The sequence below is a fragment of the Dietzia sp. IN118 genome (assembly GCF_032905965.1).
GTDB classification, from domain to species: Bacteria; Actinomycetota; Actinomycetes; order Mycobacteriales; family Mycobacteriaceae; genus Dietzia; species Dietzia kunjamensis.
Window position 1 is genome coordinate 2,937,351 of the sequence record NZ_JAUMSR010000001.1, and the last position, 19,471, is coordinate 2,956,821.

Below are 19,471 nucleotides of genomic sequence, written 5' to 3' on the forward strand. Positions count from 1 at the left end.
CGGATCGCGATCTGCTCCCCGGGTCGCGATCCGCCCTCCGATCTGCCCCGAGCCGCCTCGATCCGCCCTCCGAATTTTGATACGCGCTGCGGCGCCCGCGGGCGGATCGCATACCGAGGGGCGGATTCGTGTCGTGACCGGGAGGTCGTCTGCGTCCGGGGGTGGCGATGGCCGTGGACGCCCGATCGCCCTGCGGGTCGGCGCCTCTGACATACCCTCGGTGACATGTGTGAACACCACGGCGCCGCCACCCTCACCGGGACCGTGTCCCCGCCCGATCCCGCCGTCGAGGCAGCGCAGGTCCGCGCGTTGTGGGAGCCGCTGGGGCTGCCGGGGGTCATCGACGTGCACACCCATTTCATGCCGACGCGGGTCATGGACAAGGTGTGGAACTACTTCGACGCCGCCGGCCCCAAGATCGGGCGTCCCTGGCCCATCACGTACCGGGAGGCCGAGGACGAGCGGGTCGAGCGGCTGCGCTCGTACGGGGTGCTGGCGTTCTCGTCCATGCTGTACCCGCACAAGCCCGAGATGGGGGCCTGGCTCAACGCGTGGGCCGCGGAGTTCGCCTCCCGGCACCCGGATTGTCTGCACACGGCGACCTTCTATCCCGAGCCGGCGGCGGCCGACTACGTCCGGGATGCCGTCGACGCCGGGGCACGGGTGTTCAAGTCGCACATCCAGGTGGGCGAGTACGACCCCCGTGACCCGCTGTTGGAGCCGGTGTGGGGTGTGCTGTCCGAGGCGCAGGTGCCGACGGTCATCCACTGCGGGTCCGGGCCCGTGGCGGGCGAGTTCACCGGACCCGAGCCGGTGGCTGCGGTGCTCGAGCGGTTCCCCGAGCTGCCGCTGATCGTCGCCCACATGGGCATGGGCGAGTATCCGGAGTTCCTCGATCTGGCCGAGCGGTTCGAGAACGTCTACCTCGACACCACGATGGCGTTCACGGACTTCGTCGAGGAGACCATGCCGTTTCCGGAGGCCGAGCGCGGTCGCCTGGCCGATCTGGGCCACAAGGTTCTGCTGGGGACCGATTTCCCGAACATCCCGTACCCGTACGCGCACCAGCTCGAGGCCCTCGCCGGGCTCGGGATGGGCGACGACTGGCTACGGGCGGTGTGGCACGGAAACGCCGCGAGGCTGTTCGGGCTCTGACTCCGCGCCCGGGTAGCCGATCTCCGGGCTCGGTGCGGGGTCGGCCGGGGCCGGGGCCCACGCGTCCGGGGCAGGCGGGGTGTCCTGGGCGGGCGCCGAGTTCGGCGCGGGTACGGCGGGCTGCGCGGGGTCGATCTGCTCGGGGCGCAGCACGCCGCCCGACCGGGGGGCCTGGGCGGGCCCGCCCGAGAGGATGCGGCGCCCCGACAGTGCGCTGCCGAGGGTGAGCTCGTCGGCGAACTCCAGGTCGGCGCCCATCGGCAGGCCGGACGCCAGGCGGCTCACCACGAGATCGGGGAATGGCCGCAGCAGACGGGCCAGGTAAGTGCTGGTGGCCTCGCCCGTGGTGTTGGGATCGGTCGCGATGATGATCTCGGCGATCTCCTCGCCCTCGGCCTCCCCGCCGACCCGCCGCATCAGGCCGGCGATGCGCAGCTCGTTGGGTCCGATGCCGTTGATGGGGTCGAGCGCCCCGCCGAGCACGTGGTAGAGCCCGCGGAACTCCCGGGTGCGCTCGATGGCCTCGATGTCCTTGGGCTCCTCGACCACGCAGATGAGCGTGGGGTCGCGGCGCGGGTCCGAGCAGATACGGCAGCGCTCGGCCGCCGCGACGGTCCCGCAGTCCTCGCAGTAGGTGACGCCCTCGACCACGGCCTGCAGCGCGGAGCGGAGGCGTTCGACGGAGTCGGGCTCGGCCTGCAGCAGGTGGAAGGCCAGGCGTTGCGCAGACTTCGGACCGATGCCCGGCAGCTTGCCGAACTCGTCGATCAGGTTCTGGACCGGTCCCTCGTACATCGCGCTTTCCTGTGCTCTTGCTGTCCCGACGACGGCTGCGTCGCCGGGTGGCGGGTCCGATTACGAGTCGGAACCCGGTGGCGGGGCCCGGAACGTGCCGGGCTCCGCAGGCTCACATTCCCAGTCCGCCCATCATGTCGCCGAGGCCGCCACCGGAGGCCAGCGGGCCGAGGCGGGACTCGGCGAGCTCCTGCACCTTGGTGTGGGCATCGCCGAACGCGCCGACGAGGAGGTCCTGCAGCGTCTCGATGTCCTCGGGGTCGACGACCTTCGGGTCGATCGTGACGCCGGTGACCTCACCGGTGCCGCGCATGGAGACGGTGACGAGTCCGCCGCCTGCCTGACCGTCGACGGTGCTCGCGGCGATCTCCTGCTGCGCCTCGGCGAGCTGGGCCTGCATCTGCTGTGCCTGCTGGAGCAGGGCGTTCATGTCGGGTCCGGGCTGCATGGCGGGGTCCTTTCGGCGGTGTGCGGGGCAGTGCTGAGTTCATGGCTGGTGTTCAGGCCTGACCCTGCCGGGGCGGCCCCGGTCGGTCGGTTCCCAGCGTAACCGTCCGGTAGGACACCGTGCCCCGGCGCGCGGCGGGGCGGGTGGGTCAGCGCTCGAGCGGGCGGGCCCCGAGGTGCTCCTTGAGCAGGGCCAACGCGATGTCCTCGCCGGTCCGGTGGTCGAGGTTCTGGGGGCCGCTGCGGGCCTCGTCCACCATCTCCTCCTCGCTGACCGGCTGCGGGGGCGGGCTGTTGGGCTCGCCCGGTTCCGGCTCCGGCTCCTCGGGCGGGGGCGGGATGTCGTCGTACCCGCCGCCCGAGCGACCGCCGCCCTGGCCCTGCCCCGCGTCCGCCCCGCGCAGGCGACGCTCCCAGCCCCGCGGCTCGCCCTGCTGGGGCGCGCCGGGGGCGTCAGTAGGGCCCGCGGCGGATCCCCGTCCGGGTGCTGGAGGCGACGCGTCGGCGGGAGCCGCGGTGTCCCCGGCTGCCGCGGACGCGGAGCCCGACGTGCAGCGGATGGTCCAGTCGCCGCCCACGACCTCGGTGATCGAGTCGGTGATGGCGGTGGCGTTGTGCGGCTGCGAGAGGCGCTTGGCCAGCGGCGCGTAGTCGTGCACCAGGTGGATCACCCGGCCGTCCACCCCGGCGACCGTCGCGCCGGCGAGCATGACCTCCACGGTGCGGGTGCGGGTGCGGACGGCGTCGCGGATGGCGGGCCAGGCCCGGCGGATGTCCTCGGCCTCGATCCCGGGTGCGCCAGCCGCGAGCGCGGACGCCGCCTCGGGCTGCGGCTCCGGGTCCGGCCCGGACGACGCCTGCTCCGGAACCGATGCTGGCGGCACGGGTGCGGACTGCTCGGTCGCGGACTGCTCGGTCGCCGCCGCGGGCTGTTCGCGCCACGGGTCGTCGGTCTGCGCGGGCGCGGGCGCGGGCGCGGGCGGGGGCGGGGCCGATGCGACGGCAGGAGTCGCGTCTGCGCCGGCCGAGGCTTCCTGCGCAGGCTCCGGAGCGCCCGCTTCGGCGGCTGGCGCTGTGGTCGCCGTGCCGGGATGAGCGGCGGGTGCGGCGGGAGCGGACGGCGCGGCGGTCGGCGCGTCGGGACCTGCGGCGGGCTCGGATGCCGGCCCGGGCAGTACGTCACCTACGGGTTGCTGCTCGGAGGTCGGCGGCTGGGCCGACTGCGGGGGCTGTGCCGACTGCCGCGACTGAGCGTGCTGCGAGGACTCCGACTCGGGAATCTGGTTCGCCGCGATCTGCTCCGCGACGGACCCGGCGGGCACGGCCGGGGCGGCGGGGTCGTCTGCCACGGCGGGCTCGTTCGGCGCTTCGGTCCCAGTCGGCGCTGCGGGCGCAGTCGGCGCGGCGGGTCGGCTCGGCGCGGGTTCGGCGGCGGCGTGCGGCGGCTCTGGCGCGGACGCCTGAGGCGGAGTCGGAGTCGAAGCCGGCGTCGGAGTCGGAGGCGGAGTTGAAGGCGCAGCTGCAGCCGGAGCCGCAGCCGGGGGCGCACCCTGGCCCGCCGGCGCGGGGGTCTGCGGCGCCGGCTGCTCTGCGGCGGGCGCGGCCTGCTGCTGCGACCGGCGCACGAACTTGGGCCGCCCCTCGGCCTGGCCGGCAGCCTGCGGCCCCGGCCCGCCGGCGGTGCCGGGGCGGGGCTCGTCGTCGTCTCCCCGAGGCGACCCTCCCGGTGCGGATCCACCGCCACCGACGGCACCCGCCGCGGCGGCCGGCCGCACGGCGCCCGACTCGAGCGACTCGACACGCTGCAGCAGCGCGATCATGGAGTCGTCCGCCGAGGGCAGGAGCAGCTTGGCGCAGAGGATCTCCAGCAACAGCCGCGGCGAGGTGGCCCCGCGCATCGACCCCATCCCCTCGTGCACCATGTCGGCGCAGCGAGCGAGCGTGGCGGGCCCGATGTTCTCGGCCTGACGCCGCATGGTCTCGGCCTGCTCGACCGGCGCGTCGACGAGCCCTCGCTCGATCGCCTGCGGCACGGACTGCACCATGATGAGGTCGCGCAGCCGCTGCAGCAGATCGGCGGCGAACCGACGCGGGTCGTGCCCGGCCTCGACCACCTTGTCGACGGTCCGGAACAGCGTGGCCCCGTCGCCGGCGGCCAGCGAATCCACCGTGTCGTCGATGAGCGCGACCTCGGTCGCCCCCAGCAGGCTCACCGCGCGCGGGTAGGTGATGCCCTCGTCACCGGCGCCGGCCATGAGCTGGTCCAGCACACTGAGCGTGTCACGCGGCGATCCCCCACCGGACCGGATGACCAGCGGGAACACGGTCGGCTCGACCTGCACACCCTCCTGCTCGCAGATCCGCTCGAGCAGCCCGCGCATCGACGTGGGCGTGAGCAGCCGGAAGGGGTAGTGGTGCGTGCGCGAGCGGATGGTGGGCAACACCTTCTCCGGCTCGGTGGTGGCGAAGATGAAGATGAGGTGCTCCGGCGGCTCCTCCACGATCTTCAGCAGCGCGTTGAAGCCCGCGTTGGTGACCATGTGGGCCTCGTCGATGATGAGCACCCGGTACCGCGAGGACGCCGGCGCGAAGAACGCCCGCTCGCGCAGATCACGCGTGTCATCGACACCGCCGTGGCTGGCCGCGTCGAGCTCGGTGACGTCGAGGGTCCCGTGGCCGCCGGGCGCGAGCGCCACGCACGAGTCGCATTCGCCGCACGGGTCGGCGGTGGGCCCCTGCACGCAGTTGAGCGAGCGCGCGAGGATGCGGGCGGACGAGGTCTTGCCGCAGCCGCGCGGGCCGGAGAAGAGGTAGGCGTGGTTGATACGACCGGAGGACAACGCCACCGAGAGCGGTTCGGTGACGTGCTCCTGGCCCACGACCTCGGCGAAGGAGGCGGGGCGGTACTTCCGATAGAGAGCCACGCCTAGAGGGTACCCAGGGGGTACGACGACGAGGACTTCCGCTTCCGACGACGATCACGCGTGATCCGGGATGGATCGAAATGACCGGAGGGGCCGCGTCATACGCAGCCCCTCCCGACGTCCCTCGCGCGCGGATCGGGCCCCCTCAGACCCCCGCAGCACGGTTCCCGAACCGATATCGGACACCGGCCCCTCACAGCCCCTCAGCTGTCTCCGGTGTCCGCATCCCTCTAGCTCGGACGACTCCGATACAACCAGACGGCCCCGGCCCGGACAAGACCGCACTTGCATTGACACTTGCTCAACAGGCCCGGCGAATTACATTCATGCAGGTGACAGGGTTACCTAAGCTACGGACTTACACATTCACACTTTGGGAATGTGGCGGAGATCACGGACGGGCAGACGTGCTGGTCACCTGACGATTCCCGGGGACGAAGAGGCGGGATCGGGAGCGCGGTCCGTTAATGGCCGCCGTTAACGCAGATGACGCAGTTGTTACACGCCGCCCGAGCCGAGCGATCGCTCAGTCGGCGAGCGCCCCCCGGCAGGCCGCGAGAAGAGCGCACAGGCCCACGACATCCATGGCGGTCTCGACCTCGGCCAGCGGCGGGAGCGTGGGCGCCAGACGGATGTGACGATCCTCGGGATCCTTGCCGTACGGGTACGCGGACCCGGCCGGCGTGAGGGCCACCCCGGCCTCCTTGGCCAGGCGGACGGTCTCGGTGGCGGTGCCGTCGACCACCTCGAGGTCGATGAAGTACCCACCCTCGGGCCGGGTCCAGCGGGCCACGTCGTACTCGCCGAGCCGGTGGGCCAGGGCCGCGGCGGCGGCCTCGAACTTCGGCGCGATGACCTCGCGGTGGCGGAGCATGTGGGCGCGTACCCCGTCGGCGTCGCCGAAGAATCGGGCGTGCGCGAGCTGGTTGACCTTGTTCGGCCCGATGGAGCGCACGGAGGTGTGGCCGAGGTACCAGTCAAGATTGGCCCGCGAGGCGGAGAAGAACGACACACCCGCGCCGGCGAAGGTGATCTTGGAGGTCGAGCACACCTGCCAGAAGCGGTTGGGGTGACCCGCCTCGGCGGCCAGCGTGTCGACGTCCGGGACCTTGGGGAAATCCTCGGTGAGCGTGTGGACCACGTAGGCGTTGTCCCAGACGATCCGGAAGTCCGGGGCGGCGGTCGCCATGCGCGCGAGGCGGGACACGGTGTGGTCGTCGTACACCGCGCCGGTCGGGTTGGCGAAGATCGGGACGCACCACATGCCCTTGATGGACGGGTCGTTCGACACGAGACGCTCGACCTCGTCCATGTCCGGACCGGTCGGCCCCAGCGGCACCGGGATCATCTCGATGCCCAGCGCCTCGGTGATGTTGAAGTGGCGGTCGTAACCGGGCACCGGGCACAGCCAGCGCAGGACCGGCTCGTCCTTCCACGCACGCTGGGAGTCGGGCGTGCCGAAGAGCATGGAGAACGTCAGCAGGTCGTACATGATCGACAGGCTCGCGTTGTCCTGGGCGATCACGCGGTCGGCCTCGACCCCGAGCAGCTCGGCGATGATCGACCGCAGTTCCGGCAGTCCCGCCCCGCCGCCGTAATTGCGGACGTCGGTCTTACCCGCCGCGTGGTCGCCCTCCCCCGGCAGCGACAGCAGCCGCTCGGACAGGTCCAGCTGTTCGGGCGAGGGCTTTCCGCGAGTCAGGTCCAGGGCCAGGCCCTTGTCGGCCAGCGCGTCGTACTCGGCGGCCAGTTGCGACTCGAGTCGGGCGAGTTCGTCGGCGGGGAGATCGGACAGTGCCACTGTGGCCTCCGGCGGGATCGACAACTTCGGTGTTGGTGCCCTAAGACATGTCCCAAGACATAAGGGGACCCCGCGCACCCGCCAGAGCCCGCTGACCCTTGCTGCCTTCCGGCCCTGGGGGAGTTCACAGGATGGACGCCGCGCGGGGTCCACGGACGAGTCTAACCGGCCCGCCTCCCGCGCCGCACCCCACCCGCCTCCCGCGCTGCACCCCACCCGCCTCCCGCGCTGCACCCCACCCGCCTTACGGGCCCGGATCGGAGCCCGCTCGGCCCCGCGGTTTGCCTCCGCTTGCGCGTCCTGGGTATTCTCCTCCACGGAGGATTCGCCTAGTGGCCTATGGCGCTCGCCTGGAACGCGGGTTGGGGTTTATAGCCCCTCAGGGGTTCAAATCCCCTATCCTCCGCCGCAGACGCGGCCCGGAGCTCTCGAGCCCGGGCCGCGTCGCTCATTTCAGCCACGCCCGGGCCGACCGGAGGCCCGCTCTCGCTCCCGCGACCACCCACGCTCGGTAGGCTCGCGATCGTGACCGAGACCACGGGCGGCCGGACCGTTGACGACGACGTCGCCCTGCGGGTGCTCGTCTACAGCCACGACGCCGCCACCCGCAGCCGCGTGATGTCCGCCCTCGGCACCCGCCCGCACCCGGACCTGCCCCGGCTGACGTACCTCGAGGTCGCCACGGCCCCGGTCGCCCTCGAACACCTCGACGCGGGCGGGGTCGACCTGGCGATCCTCGACGGCGAGGCGACGCCCACCGGCGGACTCGGCCTGGCCAAGCAGCTGCGGGACGAGCTCGACCGCTGCCCGCCGGTGCTCGTCCTCATCGGCCGGGCGGACGACCGCTGGCTCGCCGACTGGTCCCGCGCGGACGCGTCGGTCCCCCACCCGATCGACCCGCTGCGCCTGCGCGACGCGGTGAACGGGCTCCTCGCCCCCGCCTGACACCGGCCCCCGCGGCCGCGCGCACTCTTCCCCCCGCCCGCGGAGCACGACCGAGACGCCATCTGTCCGAACCCCCGACGCACGTCAACACAGTGTGAGTAGAGTCACAGTTGCGGGCCGCACAGTGAACGGCCCGCCGGGGAGACGGACGACCGGACCCCATCAGCGCCGGTCGCTCGAACCCCCCTGCGGTTGCAGTAGAGGCCCGCCTACAGGCGGCTTCTCATCACAAGCGCGAGGAGTGACGCCGACGTGAACGAATACGTGCCCATCCTGGTACTCGGGGCCCTGGCCGTCGCCTTCGCCGTCTTCTCCTCGGGCGTGTCCTCCTTCGCGGGGCCCAGCCGGTTCAACCGCGCCAAGCTCGAGGCCTACGAGTGCGGCATCCAGCCCACGCCGCAGCCGGCGGGCGGCGGCCGCTTCCCGGTGAAGTACTACCTCACCGCGATGCTGTTCATCATCTTCGGCATCGAGATCCTCTTCCTCTATCCGTGGGCCGTCCACTTCGACCAACTCGGCGTGTTCGGGCTGGCCGCGATGGCCCTGTTCGTGTTCAACGTCTCCGTCGCCTACGCCTACGAGTGGCGCCGCGGCGGACTGAGCTGGGACTGACCCGGCGAGTCGGAGAGGAGCGCCGAGATGGGACTCGAGGAGAAGGTGCCGGCCGGCTTCCTGCTGACCACGGTCGAGCAGCTGGCGGGCTACATGCGCAAGGGCTCGCTGTGGCCGGCGACGTTCGGTCTGGCGTGCTGCGCGATCGAGATGATGTCCACGAGCGGTGGACGCTACGACCTGGCCCGATTCGGCACGGAGGTCTTCCGCGCGTCCCCCCGGCAGGCCGATCTCATGATCGTCGCGGGGCGGGTCTCGCAGAAGATGGCCCCGGTCCTGCGCCAGGTGTACGACCAGATGGCCGAGCCCAAGTGGGTCCTGTCGATGGGCGTGTGCGCGTCATCGGGCGGGATGTTCAACAACTACGCGATCGTGCAGGGCGTCGACCACATCGTGCCCGTCGACATCTACCTGCCCGGATGTCCGCCGCGGCCGGAGATGCTCATGCACGCGATCATCACGCTGCACGACAAGATCCAGAACATGCCGCTGGGCGCGAACCGGGCCGAGGCGATCCGTGCCGCGGAGCAGGCCGCGCTCGACCAGCGTCCGCTCATCCCCGTCGAGGGGATGTTCCGGTGACCGATCGTCGCCCGGACTCCGACGCCGCGGACCGCGACCGGGCCCCCGACGCACCGAACCCACCCGACCGCACGGACAGCCCTGGCCCGGACACCGTCGGCGTGCGCCACGGCATGTTCGGCGTCCGCGGCTCCGGGGACACCACCGGGTTCGGGGGCCTCGTGCGCCCCAAGGAGATGCCCGGCGGTACCCCACCGCCCTATGAGGACGACGACGACGAGGTCATCCGCGCGCTCACCGCGGCCCTGCGCCAGCGGGGTGGGCCGAGTTTTCAGGAGGCCGTCGAGAGGGTCGTGGTCCAGTGCGGGCAACTCACCCTGCACGTGGAGCGGGAGCACCTACCGGCGGTGGCCGTGACCCTCCGAGATGCCCCCGACCTGCGGTTCGAGATGTCGTTGGGCGCGAGCGGGGTGCACTACCCCGACGCCGCGGGCCGGGAGCTGCACGTGGTGTATCCGCTGCAGTCCATCACCCACAACCGCCGCGTGATGCTCGAAACGTGGGCCCCGGACGCGGACCCGCACATCCCCACGCTGACCCGCGTGTATCCCACGACGGACTGGCACGAGCGGGAGACGTACGACTTCTTCGGCGTCGTCTTCGACGGCCACCCGTCGCTGACGCGGATCGAGATGCCGGACGACTGGGAGGGCCATCCGCAGCGCAAGGACTACCCGCTGGGCGGGATCCCGGTGCAGTACAAGGGTGCGACCATCCCGCCGCCGGATCAGCGGAGGGCGTACTCATGACCGCCGATCGCACCCGCGCGAGGCGCTCGGCCCGTGCCGACCGCGCCGCGGACTCCGACACGATCCTCACCGCCTCCGGGCAGGACTGGGACGCGATCAGTGAGGCGGCGCGCAACGCCGACGACGACCGCATCGTGGTGAACATGGGCCCGCAGCACCCGTCCACGCACGGGGTGCTGCGGCTGATCCTGGAGATCGAGGGCGAGACCGTCACCCGGGCGAGCTGCGGCATCGGCTACCTGCACACGGGCATCGAGAAGAACCTGGAATACCGCTACTGGACCCAGGGCGTGACGTTCGTGACCCGGATGGACTACCTGTCGCCGTTCTTCAACGAGGTCGCCTTCTGCCTGGGCGTGGAGAAGCTGCTCGGGATCACCGAGCAGGTCCCGCCGCGGGCGTCGGTCATCCGGGTCATGCTCATGGAGCTCAACCGGATCTCCTCCCACATGGTCGCCCTGGCCACCGGTGCCCTGGAGCTGGGCGCGAGCACGCCGATGCTGTTCGGGTTCCGCGAGCGCGAGCTGGTCCTGGACGTCTTCGAGGTCATCACGGGTCTGCGGATGAACCACGCCTACGTCCGGCCCGGCGGGGTGGTCCAGGACCTGCCCGACGAGGCGGTCCCCCAGGTGCGCGAACTGCTCGAGGTGATGCCCGGGCGGATCCGCGAGATGGAACTGCTGCTGCGGGAGAACCCCATCTGGAAGATGCGGCTGCAGGACGTCGGCTACCTCGACCTCACCGGATGCATGGCCCTCGGCGTGACCGGCCCTGTCCTACGGGCGACGGGCCTGCCGCACGACGTGCGCCGGTCCGACCCGTACTGCGGGTACGAGGACTACGAGTTCGACGTCATCACCGGGTCGGCGAGTGACTGCTACGACCGGTTCGTCATCCGGGTAGACGAGATGAAGGAGTCGCTGAAGATCGTCGAGCAGTGCCTGGACCGGCTCGAACCGGGACCCGTGATGGTCGACGACCCCAAGATCGCCTGGCCCGCCCAGCTCAAGGTGGGCCCCGACGGGCTCGGCAACTCCGCCGAGCACGTCCGCACGATCATGGACAGCTCCATGGAGGCACTGATCCACCACTTCAAGCTGGTCACCGAGGGTTTCGCGGTCCCGCCGGGCCAGGTGTACGTGCCGGTGGAGTCCCCGCGCGGCGAACTGGGGGTGCACATGGTCTCCGACGGCGGGACCCGCCCGTACCGGGTGCACTACCGCGACCCGTCGTTCACCAACCTGCAGGCCGTGGCCGCGATGTGCGAGGGCGGGATGCTTTCCGACGTCATCGCCTCGGTCGCCAGCATCGACCCCGTGATGGGAGGGGTGGACCGATGAGCAGCATGGAGTCGACGAGTCGCGAACCGGTCTTCCTGCAGTTCGGGCAGCAGCCGGACGAGCCGGGGGCGATCGTCCGGCCCGACGCCCGCCGGCACTACCCCGACGACGTCCTGGCGAGACTGCGGGCCGACGCCGAGGTGATCATCGCCCGCTATCCGCAGGCCCGGTCGGCGTTGCTGCCACTCCTGCACCTCGTCCAGGCCGAGGACGGGCACCTCACGCCCGCCGGCATCGAGTTCTGTGCCCTCGCCGTCGGACTCACCTCCGCCGAGGTCATGGCCGTCGCCACGTTCTACTCGATGTACCGACGCACGCCCACGGGCGACTACCTGGTCGGGGTGTGCACAAACACACTGTGCGCGGTGATGGGCGGCGACGAGATCTACGCCGACCTGCATGACCACCTGGGGCTCGACGGGCCCGGTACCACCGACGACGGCCGGGTGACGCTCGAGCGCATCGAGTGCAACGCGGCCTGCGACTACGCCCCGGTGATGATGGTCAACTGGGAGTTCTTCGACGACCAGACCCCCGCCTCCGCCCGGCAGGTCGTGGACGACCTGCGGGCCGGCCGGACGGTGACCCCGACCCGGGGCGCTCCGTTGTGCACGTTCCGCGAGACCTCCCGCCTCCTCGCCGGCTTCCCCGACACCCGCCCCGGCGCGAACAACGGCGCCCCCGGCGACGCGACCCTGGTCGGGCTGCGGATCGCCCGCGAACACGACATGCGCGCCCCCGCGGGGCCGGACGAGTCCACTGAGCTGCCCTCAACCGAGCCGGCCACCACCGAGCCGACCACCACCACACCGGACGAGGAGGCCTGACATGCCGCTCGCGCCGTACCTCAGCCGCTACTGGGACGCACCGGACAGCTGGACGCTCGAGACCTACCTGGACCACGACGGCTACACGGGCCTGCGCAACGCCCTGGCCACCGGACCGGACGAGGTCATCTCCACCGTCCTCGACGCCGGCCTACGCGGCCGTGGCGGCGCCGGGTTCCCCACCGGCCGCAAGTGGGGCTTCATCCCGCAGGAGACCGGCGAGTCGGCCGACGGCTCCGACTCCGGCCCGGGCACGCAGGCCTCCGCGGCCGCCAAACCCCACTACCTGGTGGTCAACGCCGACGAGTCCGAGCCCGGCACCTGCAAGGACATGCCGATCATGCTGGCCACCCCGCACGTGCTCATCGAGGGCATCATCATCGCCGCGTACGCCATCCGCGCCTCGCACGCGTTCATCTACCTGCGTGGTGAGGTGGTGCCCGTCCTGCGCCGCCTGCAGGTGGCGGTCGCCGAGGCCTACGAGGCCGGGTACCTCGGCCGCGACATCCTCGGAAGCGGCGTCGACCTCGATCTGATCGTCCACGCCGGGGCGGGCGCCTACATCTGCGGCGAGGAGACCGCCCTGCTCGACTCGCTCGAGGGACGCCGCGGCCAACCCAGACTGCGGCCGCCGTTCCCCGCCGTCGCGGGCCTCTACGCCTGTCCGACGGTGGTGAACAACGTCGAGTCCATTGCCAGCGTCCCGTCGATCCTCCAGCACGGGCCCGAGTGGTTCCGCTCGATGGGCTCGGAGAAGTCCCCCGGCTTCACCCTGTACTCGCTGTCCGGGCACGTCACCCGGCCCGGCCAGTACGAGGCCCCGCTGGGCATCACGCTGCGCGAGCTACTCGACCTGGCCGGCGGGATCCGCCAGGGCCACACCCTGAAGTTCTGGACCCCCGGTGGTTCTTCGACCCCGCTGCTCACCGACGCCCAGCTCGACATGCCGCTCGACTACGAGGGCTGCGCCGCCGAGGGCACCATGCTCGGCACCAAGGCACTGCAGATCTTCGATGACACCACCTGCGTCGTGCGAGCGGTGCTGCGGTGGACAGAGTTCTACGCCCACGAGTCGTGCGGCAAGTGCACCCCCTGCCGCGAGGGCACGTTCTGGCTGGAGCAGATCATGCACCGACTCGAGGACGGCACCGCCACCGCCGACGATCTGGACCGACTGCTCGACATCTCCGACAACGTCGCCGGCAAGTCGTTCTGCGCCCTCGGCGACGCCGCCGCGACCCCCATCATCTCGTCAATCGCGCTCTTCCGCGACGAGTACCTCGCGCACATCCCGGATGGCTGCCCGTTCGACCACAGCCGCTCCACCCTCTTCGACCGGACCGACCGTGCGGGCGCCGGCTCCCGGCGTCCGCCCGTGCGGCCGGCCACTCGACCGGACCCCACACGACCGGATCCCACACGACCCGAGGAGGTGGCCCGATGACCTCCGCCCGGTCAGGTGTCCCCCGCGACGCCCGCGGTCCCGACCAGGAGCCGGACCATGGCCGCGCCAAGTCAGAGCGCGCCAAGTCAGAGCGCACGGACGATCTCGTCACGCTCACCGTCGACGGCCGCGCGGTCTCTGTGCCGCCCGGCACGCTCATCATCCGCGCCGCCGAGCGGTTGGGCGTGCAGATCCCCCGCTTCTGCGATCACCCGCTGCTCGAGCCGGCCGGGGCGTGCCGCCAGTGCATCGTCGAGGTCGAGGGCGCGCCCAAGCCCGTCACCTCGTGCACCACCCCGGTCACCCAGGACATGCAGGTGCGCACGCAATTCACCTCCGAGATGGCCGACAAGGCCCAGCGCGGGGTGATGGAACTGCTGCTCATCAACCACCCGCTCGACTGCCCGGTCTGCGACAAGGGCGGCGAGTGCCCGCTGCAGAACCAGGCCCTGTCCAGCGGCCACGGGCGGTCGAGGTTCACCGAGGTCAAGCGCACGTTCCGCAAGCCGATCGCCATCTCGTCGCAGGTGCTGCTCGACCGCGAACGCTGCGTCATGTGCGCCCGGTGCACCCGCTTCTCCGAGCAGATCGCCGGGGACCCGTTCATCGACCTCTTCGAGCGCGGCGCCCGGCAGCAGGTCGGGGTGTACGGCGACGAGCCGTTCGAGTCCTACTTCTCGGGGAACACTGTCCAGATCTGCCCGGTGGGCGCCCTGACCGGCGCGCAGTACCGCTTCCGCGCCCGCCCCTTCGACCTGGTCTCCAGCCCGGCGGTCTGCGAGCACTGCGCCAGCGGTTGCGGGCAGCGCACCGACCACCGTCGCGGGAAGGTCCTGCGCCGCCTCGCCGGCGACGACCCCGAGGTCAACGAGGAGTGGAACTGCGACAAGGGCCGGTGGGCGTTCACCTACGCCACCCAGCGCGACCGCATCACCACCCCCATGGTCCGCGGCGAGGGCGGCGGGCTGGTCCCGGTCCCGTGGTCCACCGCCCTGGCGACCGCTGCCCAGGGGTTGGCCGCCGCCCGCGGACGGGCCGGGGTCCTCACCGGGGGGCGGCTCACCGCCGAGGACGCCTACGCCTACGCCAAGTTCGCCCGCACGGTGCTCGGTACGAACGACGTCGACTTCCGCGCCCGCCGCCATTCGGCCGAGGAAGCGGACTTCCTGGCCGACCGGGTCGCCAGGCGCGGCCCGGGCGGCGGGTCGGAGCAGGGATCCGGCGGCGGTCCGGGTCAGGACAGCGGGCCGGGCCAGGACGGCGGGCCGGGCCAGGACGGCGGGGCCGTGACCTACGCCGACCTCGAGACCGCACCCGCCGTGCTTCTCGTGGGCTTCGACCCGGAGGAGGAGTCGCCGATCGTGTTCCTCCGCCTGCGGCGGGCCGCGCGCGACCACGGGCTGAAGGTCTTCTCGATCGCGCCCTTCGCCACCCCTGCCATCCGCAAGACCCGCGGCGCTCTGCTGCCGACCGTCCCCGGGGCGGAGCCCGAGGTGCTCAGCGCCCTCGCCGTCGTCCCCTCCGAGCCCAGCGGAACCGGGCCCTCCGCGACCACCGACCCCACCCGCGGCGCCCTGCCCACTCTGCTGCGCGAGCCCGGCGCGGTCATCCTCGTCGGCGAGCGGCTCGGCGCGGTGCCCGGCGGGCTCACGGCCGCGGCCGCCCTCGCCGACACCACCGGCGCACGGCTGGCGTGGATTCCCCGGCGAGCGGGTGAGCGCGGGGCGCTCGAGACCGGGTGCCTGCCGGGACTGCTGCCCGGCGGCGCCTCCGTCACGGACGACGACGCCCGGCGGGCCCTCGCCGAGCTGTGGCGCTGCGACGATCTGCCCGCGACGCCCGGCCGGAGCACCGCCGAGCAGCTGGCCGCGGCCGGCTCCGGCGAGCTCGGGGCCCTGGTCGTCGGCGGGGTCGAGGCTGCCGACCTGCCCGACCCGCGCGCCGCGCTGGACGCGGTCGACGCCGCCGGCTTCGTCGTGAGCCTCGAGCTGCGCCGCAGTGAGATCACCGATCGCGCCGACGTCGTTCTGCCGGTCGCGGCAGTCGCCGAGAAGGCGGGCACGTTCGTGAACTGGGAGGGCCGGACCCGCCCCTTCGCCGCCGCCCTGACCGGTACCGATGCTCTGCCCGACCACCGGATCCTCAATGCCCTGGCCGAGGAGACCGGTGCCTGGTTCGGCCTGGCGGACGTGGAATCGGTGCGCCGCGAGATGCAGGCCGTCAGCCACGCGCTCCGCCCCGCATCCGCCTATTCGGATCCGCAGCCGCGCCCCGGCAGGGCGTCTCGCACCGACCGGAGCGCTGGCGAGACGCCATCCCCAGGAGCGGCTGCGGGGTCGGCGGCGTCGGCGGGAGCGGCTGCGGGGTCGGCGGCATCGGCGGGAGCGGCTGCGGGTCCGGAGCCCGGCGCCGGGCAGGCCGTCCTGGCCACGTGGCGGATGCTGCTCGACGACGGTCGCATGCAGGACGGGGAACCCCACCTCGCCGGCACGGCCCGCCGCCCCGTCGCCCGCCTGTCGCCGGACACCGCCGCCGAACTCGGAGCCGTCGACGGCGAGCCGGTGACGGTCTCCACCGACCGCGGGGCGATCACCCTGCTGCTGGCCGTCACCGAGATGCCCGATCGCGTGGTCTGGGTGCCGCAGAACTCGCCCGGGTCCGCCGTGAACGCGACTCTCGCCGCCGGCGCGGGCGACGTGGTGTCCATCGCGGCCGGGGAGGTGGCGTCATGACCGGGGTCGCGGTGAGCGGAGTCGCGGTGAACGGGCCCGCCGTGCTCGCCGCCGGGGCCTCGTCGACCACCGGCGCCGACCTCACGGCCTTCGGTACGGACCCGTGGTGGCTGGTGTTGGCCAAGGTCCTCGCGGTCTTCGTGTTCCTCGTGGTGACCGTGCTCGCGGCCATCTACCTGGAGCGCAAGATCCTGGCGTGGATGCAGATGCGCATCGGCCCCAACCGCGTCGGCCCCGGCGGGATCCTGCAGAGCCTGGCCGACGGCGTGAAGATCGCCCTCAAAGAGGGATTCATCCCGGCCGGGGTCGACAAGCCGATCTTCCTGCTCGCACCGGTCATCGCGGTGATCCCGGCGTTCATGGCGTTCGCGGTGATCCCCTTCGGGCCCGTGGTCTCCGTCTTCGGCCACTCCACGCCGCTGCAGCTCACGGACCTGCACGTGGGAGTGCTCTACATCCTCGCCGTCACCTCGATCGGCGTGTACGGGATCGTGCTGGCGGGCTGGTCCTCCGGCTCGACCTACCCACTGCTCGGCGGCCTGCGCTCCACCGCCCAGGTGATCAGCTACGAGATCGCGATGGCGCTGTCGTTCGTCGGGGTGTTCCTCTTCGCCGGCACCATGTCGACGTCGGGGATCGTCGCCGCCCAGTCGCAGGTGTGGTTCGTGTTCCTGCTGCTGCCCTCGTTCGTCATCTACGTCATCTCGATGGTCGGCGAGACCAACCGCGCCCCCTTCGATCTGCCCGAGGCCGAGGGCGAACTCGTGGGCGGGTTCCACACCGAGTACTCATCGCTGCGCTTCGCGATGTTCATGCTGGCCGAGTATGTCAACATGACCACAGTCTCCGCGCTCGCGGCCACGCTGTTCCTCGGCGGCTGGCAGGCCCCCCTGCCGTTCTCGCTGATCGACGGCGCCGACTCCGGCTGGTGGGCGCTGCTGTGGTTCGTGGCCAAGGTGTGGGCGTTCATGTTCCTGTTCATGTGGCTGCGGGCCACCCTCCCGCGACTGCGCTACGACCAGTTCATGGCCTTCGGCTGGAAGGTGCTCATCCCCGTCTCGCTGGCCTGGGTCATGGCGGTGGCGACCATCCGGGTGGTCGTGGGCCCCGGGTCCGCTCTCCTCACGCCCGCCATGGTGATCGCGGGCCTGGTGGCGGTGGCGGTCATCGTCGTCGTCCATCGGTCCCGCTCCCGGCGCGGCGGCCGGGCCACGCCCACCCGCGGCGACTCCCCACCCGCGTCCGTCACGCGGGGCGCGCCCGTCGGCCCCACGTCCGTCGACCATGCGCCCTCCGACTCCGCTTCCTTCACCCCCGCGCCCTTCGACGCAGCGCCCTTCGACCCCACGGCCGGAGGGTTCCCCGTCCCGCCGCTCCCCCACCAGCGCGTCGCGCTCGACCGCGCTATATCTGCAGACTCGCCCCGCAGTCAGGAGTCCCGCCATGCCTAGGCAGTCACGGTCCCGGGTTCCCAGGTTCCTCGAACCGCTCGCCGGGTTCGGGGTGACGTTCTCCACGATGTTCCGCAAGGCCCACACCGAGCAGTACCCGGAGGAGAAGGTCCCCACCGCGCCCCGCTACCACGGGCGGCACCAACTCAACCGCTACGCCGACGGGCTGGAGAAGTGCATCGGCTGCGAGCTGTGCGCCTGGGCGTGCCCGGCGGACGCGATCTACGTCGAGGGCGCCGACAACACCGCCGAGGAGCGCTTCTCCCCCGGTGAACGCTACGGGCGGATCTACCAGATCAACTACCTGCGCTGCATCGGCTGCGGCCTGTGCGTGGAGGCGTGCCCCACCCGGGCGCTGACCATGACGAACGACTACGAGATGGTCGACGACAACCGCGCCGACCTCATCTACGAGAAGCACGACCTGCTCGGACCGATGCTCGCCGGGATGGTCCCCGCCCCGCACGACATGTACCCGGGCGCCGACCACTTCGACTACTACCGCGGAGAGATCACCGGCTCCGCGCCCGAACAGGGTGAGCCCTACGCGCCCGGGGCGGCCGAAGCGCGCGGTGCGACCGCAGCCGGCTCGCGCTCGCGCCGCGGGAAGGGGGCCTCGTGACCACCGGGGAGTCCGTCCTGTTCTGGGTGCTGGCCATCATCGCCGTGGCGGGCGCGCTCGGCGTGGTCTCGGCGACCAAGGCGGTCTACTCGGCGCTGTGCCTGGCGGCGACCATGGTCTCGCTCGCCGTGCTGTACATCGCGCAGGGGGCGGTGTTCCTGGGCGTGGGCCAGATCGTCGTCTACACCGGCGCCGTGATGATGCTGTTCCTGTTCGTGGTGATGCTCATCGGGGTGGAGTCGTCGGACTCTCTGGTCGAGCGGATCCGGGGGCACCGGGTGGCGGCGATCGTCGCGGGCCTGGGGTTCGGCATCCTGCTGGCCACCGGGCTGGCCCGGGCCGAGCTGCCGCCGTTCGCCGGGTTCGCCCCCGGGTACTCCGACGTCCCCGCGCTGGCCGAGCTGCTGTTCTCCCGGCACGTGTGGGCGTTCGAACTCACCGGGGTACTGCTCATCATCGCCACTCTCGGCGCGATGGTCCTGGCGCACCGCGAGCGCTTCACCGGACGCCTCACCCAGCGGGAGATGTCGCAGCAGCGTTTCCTCGACTGGCAGGCCGACGACACCGCCCGCGTGACCCCGCTGCCCAGCTCCGGCGTGTACGCGCGCCGCAACTCCGCCGACATGCCCGCCCGACTGCCCGACGGGTCCGACGCCCCCGACTCGGTGAGCGAGGTGCTGCGGCGCCACGCGGCCGATCGCGCGGACGGCCCCGACGAACTCGGCACCGGCGGAGGTGAGCGGCCGTGAACCCCGAGTACTACCTGTACCTCTCGGCCGTGCTGTTCACCATCGGCGCGGCCGGGTTCCTGCTGCGTCGCAACGCCATCGTCCTGTTCATGTGCATCGAACTCATGCTCAACGCCACCAACCTCGCCCTGGTGGCGTTCGCGCGGATGCACGGCGACGTCACCGGCCAGCTCTTCGCGTTCTTCATCATGGTCGTGGCCGCCGCCGAGGTCGTGATCGGCCTCGCGATCATCATGGCCATCTACCGCTCCCGCCGATCGGCGTCCGTCGACGACGCCAACCTGCTCAGGTACTAG

16 protein-coding genes, 1 tRNA gene, 1 other RNA gene and 1 pseudogene are annotated in these 19,471 nt (G+C 71.8%); 14 read left to right on the plus strand and 5 right to left on the minus strand.

The genetic code is table 11. The features are described from left to right. Positions 1 to 225 precede the first annotated feature (225 nt). The gene (locus Q2K20_RS14055; protein ID WP_301162884.1) at positions 226 to 1,155 is read left to right on the plus strand and encodes an amidohydrolase family protein; all 930 of its coding nucleotides are present in this window, start codon (positions 226 to 228) and stop codon (positions 1,153 to 1,155) included. 189 nt (positions 1,156 to 1,344) lie between these two features. Here Q2K20_RS14055 and recR read toward each other — a convergent pair. The 5 genes and pseudogenes from recR to ffs form a co-directional block, all read right to left on the minus strand. Further along, positions 1,345 to 1,950: pseudogene (gene recR / locus Q2K20_RS14060) on the minus strand (recombination mediator RecR); the annotation flags it as partial. A gap of 112 nt (positions 1,951 to 2,062) precedes the next feature. After that, positions 2,063 to 2,398, minus strand: coding sequence for a YbaB/EbfC family nucleoid-associated protein (locus Q2K20_RS14065; RefSeq protein ID WP_067714618.1), 336 nt, complete (start codon positions 2,396 to 2,398; stop codon positions 2,063 to 2,065). Between the two features lie 148 nt (positions 2,399 to 2,546). Further along, positions 2,547 to 5,321: a DNA polymerase III subunit gamma and tau gene (locus Q2K20_RS14070; RefSeq protein ID WP_301162883.1), complete on the minus strand. Its 2,775-nt coding sequence runs from the start codon at positions 5,319 to 5,321 to the stop codon at positions 2,547 to 2,549. 526 nt (positions 5,322 to 5,847) lie between these two features. Next, a complete protein-coding gene (locus Q2K20_RS14075; protein ID WP_269528876.1) occupies positions 5,848 to 7,122 on the minus strand; it encodes an aminotransferase class I/II-fold pyridoxal phosphate-dependent enzyme in 1,275 nt (424 codons plus the stop codon). Positions 7,123 to 7,181: 59 nt separating this feature from the next. Continuing rightward, positions 7,182 to 7,276, minus strand: an RNA gene (gene ffs / locus Q2K20_RS14080) — signal recognition particle sRNA small type. Between the two features lie 164 nt (positions 7,277 to 7,440). Here ffs and Q2K20_RS14085 point away from each other — a divergent pair. The 13 genes from Q2K20_RS14085 (at position 7,441) to nuoK (ending at position 19,471) form a co-directional block, all read left to right on the plus strand. Then, a tRNA-Ser gene (locus Q2K20_RS14085) sits at positions 7,441 to 7,528 on the plus strand. A 212-nt stretch (positions 7,529 to 7,740) separates the two neighbouring features. Next, positions 7,741 to 8,067 (plus strand): hypothetical protein, encoded by a 327-nt coding sequence (locus Q2K20_RS14090; RefSeq protein ID WP_227022381.1) that lies wholly within the window; start codon positions 7,741 to 7,743, stop codon positions 8,065 to 8,067. A 252-nt stretch (positions 8,068 to 8,319) separates the two neighbouring features. Beyond that, positions 8,320 to 8,679, plus strand: coding sequence for an NADH-quinone oxidoreductase subunit A (locus Q2K20_RS14095; RefSeq protein WP_067714630.1), 360 nt, complete (start codon positions 8,320 to 8,322; stop codon positions 8,677 to 8,679). 27 nt (positions 8,680 to 8,706) lie between these two features. After that, the gene (locus Q2K20_RS14100) at positions 8,707 to 9,261 is read left to right on the plus strand and encodes a NuoB/complex I 20 kDa subunit family protein (protein WP_067714633.1); all 555 of its coding nucleotides are present in this window, start codon (positions 8,707 to 8,709) and stop codon (positions 9,259 to 9,261) included. Continuing rightward, positions 9,258 to 10,010 (plus strand): NADH-quinone oxidoreductase subunit C, encoded by a 753-nt coding sequence (locus tag Q2K20_RS14105; RefSeq protein ID WP_269528875.1) that lies wholly within the window; start codon positions 9,258 to 9,260, stop codon positions 10,008 to 10,010. Before Q2K20_RS14100 ends, Q2K20_RS14105 begins: the two co-directional genes overlap by 4 nt. Beyond that, positions 10,007 to 11,350 carry an NADH dehydrogenase (quinone) subunit D gene (gene nuoD / locus Q2K20_RS14110; protein ID WP_067714636.1) on the plus strand — a complete coding sequence of 448 codons (1,344 nt, stop codon included), beginning with the start codon at positions 10,007 to 10,009 and terminating at the stop codon, positions 11,348 to 11,350. Before Q2K20_RS14105 ends, nuoD begins: the two co-directional genes overlap by 4 nt. Beyond that, entirely contained in the window at positions 11,347 to 12,177 is an 831-nt protein-coding gene (nuoE, locus tag Q2K20_RS14115) for an NADH-quinone oxidoreductase subunit NuoE (protein WP_083249593.1), read from the plus strand. Before nuoD ends, nuoE begins: the two co-directional genes overlap by 4 nt. Before the next feature lies 1 nt (position 12,178). Then, positions 12,179 to 13,621, plus strand: a complete 1,443-nt coding sequence (nuoF, locus tag Q2K20_RS14120; RefSeq protein WP_069389014.1) for an NADH-quinone oxidoreductase subunit NuoF — start codon at positions 12,179 to 12,181, stop codon at positions 13,619 to 13,621. Further along, the gene (locus tag Q2K20_RS14125; RefSeq protein ID WP_269528874.1) at positions 13,618 to 16,353 is read left to right on the plus strand and encodes an NADH-quinone oxidoreductase subunit G; all 2,736 of its coding nucleotides are present in this window, start codon (positions 13,618 to 13,620) and stop codon (positions 16,351 to 16,353) included. The genes nuoF and Q2K20_RS14125 overlap by 4 nt, the downstream gene beginning before the upstream one ends. Continuing rightward, positions 16,350 to 17,804 carry an NADH-quinone oxidoreductase subunit NuoH gene (gene nuoH, locus Q2K20_RS14130; protein WP_163375367.1) on the plus strand — a complete coding sequence of 485 codons (1,455 nt, stop codon included), beginning with the start codon at positions 16,350 to 16,352 and terminating at the stop codon, positions 17,802 to 17,804. Before Q2K20_RS14125 ends, nuoH begins: the two co-directional genes overlap by 4 nt. Then, on the plus strand, positions 17,797 to 18,426 hold the full coding sequence (nuoI, locus tag Q2K20_RS14135) for an NADH-quinone oxidoreductase subunit NuoI (RefSeq protein WP_163375366.1): 630 nt from the start codon (positions 17,797 to 17,799) through the stop codon (positions 18,424 to 18,426). Before nuoH ends, nuoI begins: the two co-directional genes overlap by 8 nt. Beyond that, complete coding sequence (locus Q2K20_RS14140) at positions 18,423 to 19,175, plus strand: NADH-quinone oxidoreductase subunit J (protein WP_163375365.1); 753 nt, start codon at positions 18,423 to 18,425, stop codon at positions 19,173 to 19,175. Before nuoI ends, Q2K20_RS14140 begins: the two co-directional genes overlap by 4 nt. Then, positions 19,172 to 19,471, plus strand: a complete 300-nt coding sequence (nuoK, locus tag Q2K20_RS14145; protein WP_067714654.1) for an NADH-quinone oxidoreductase subunit NuoK — start codon at positions 19,172 to 19,174, stop codon at positions 19,469 to 19,471. Before Q2K20_RS14140 ends, nuoK begins: the two co-directional genes overlap by 4 nt.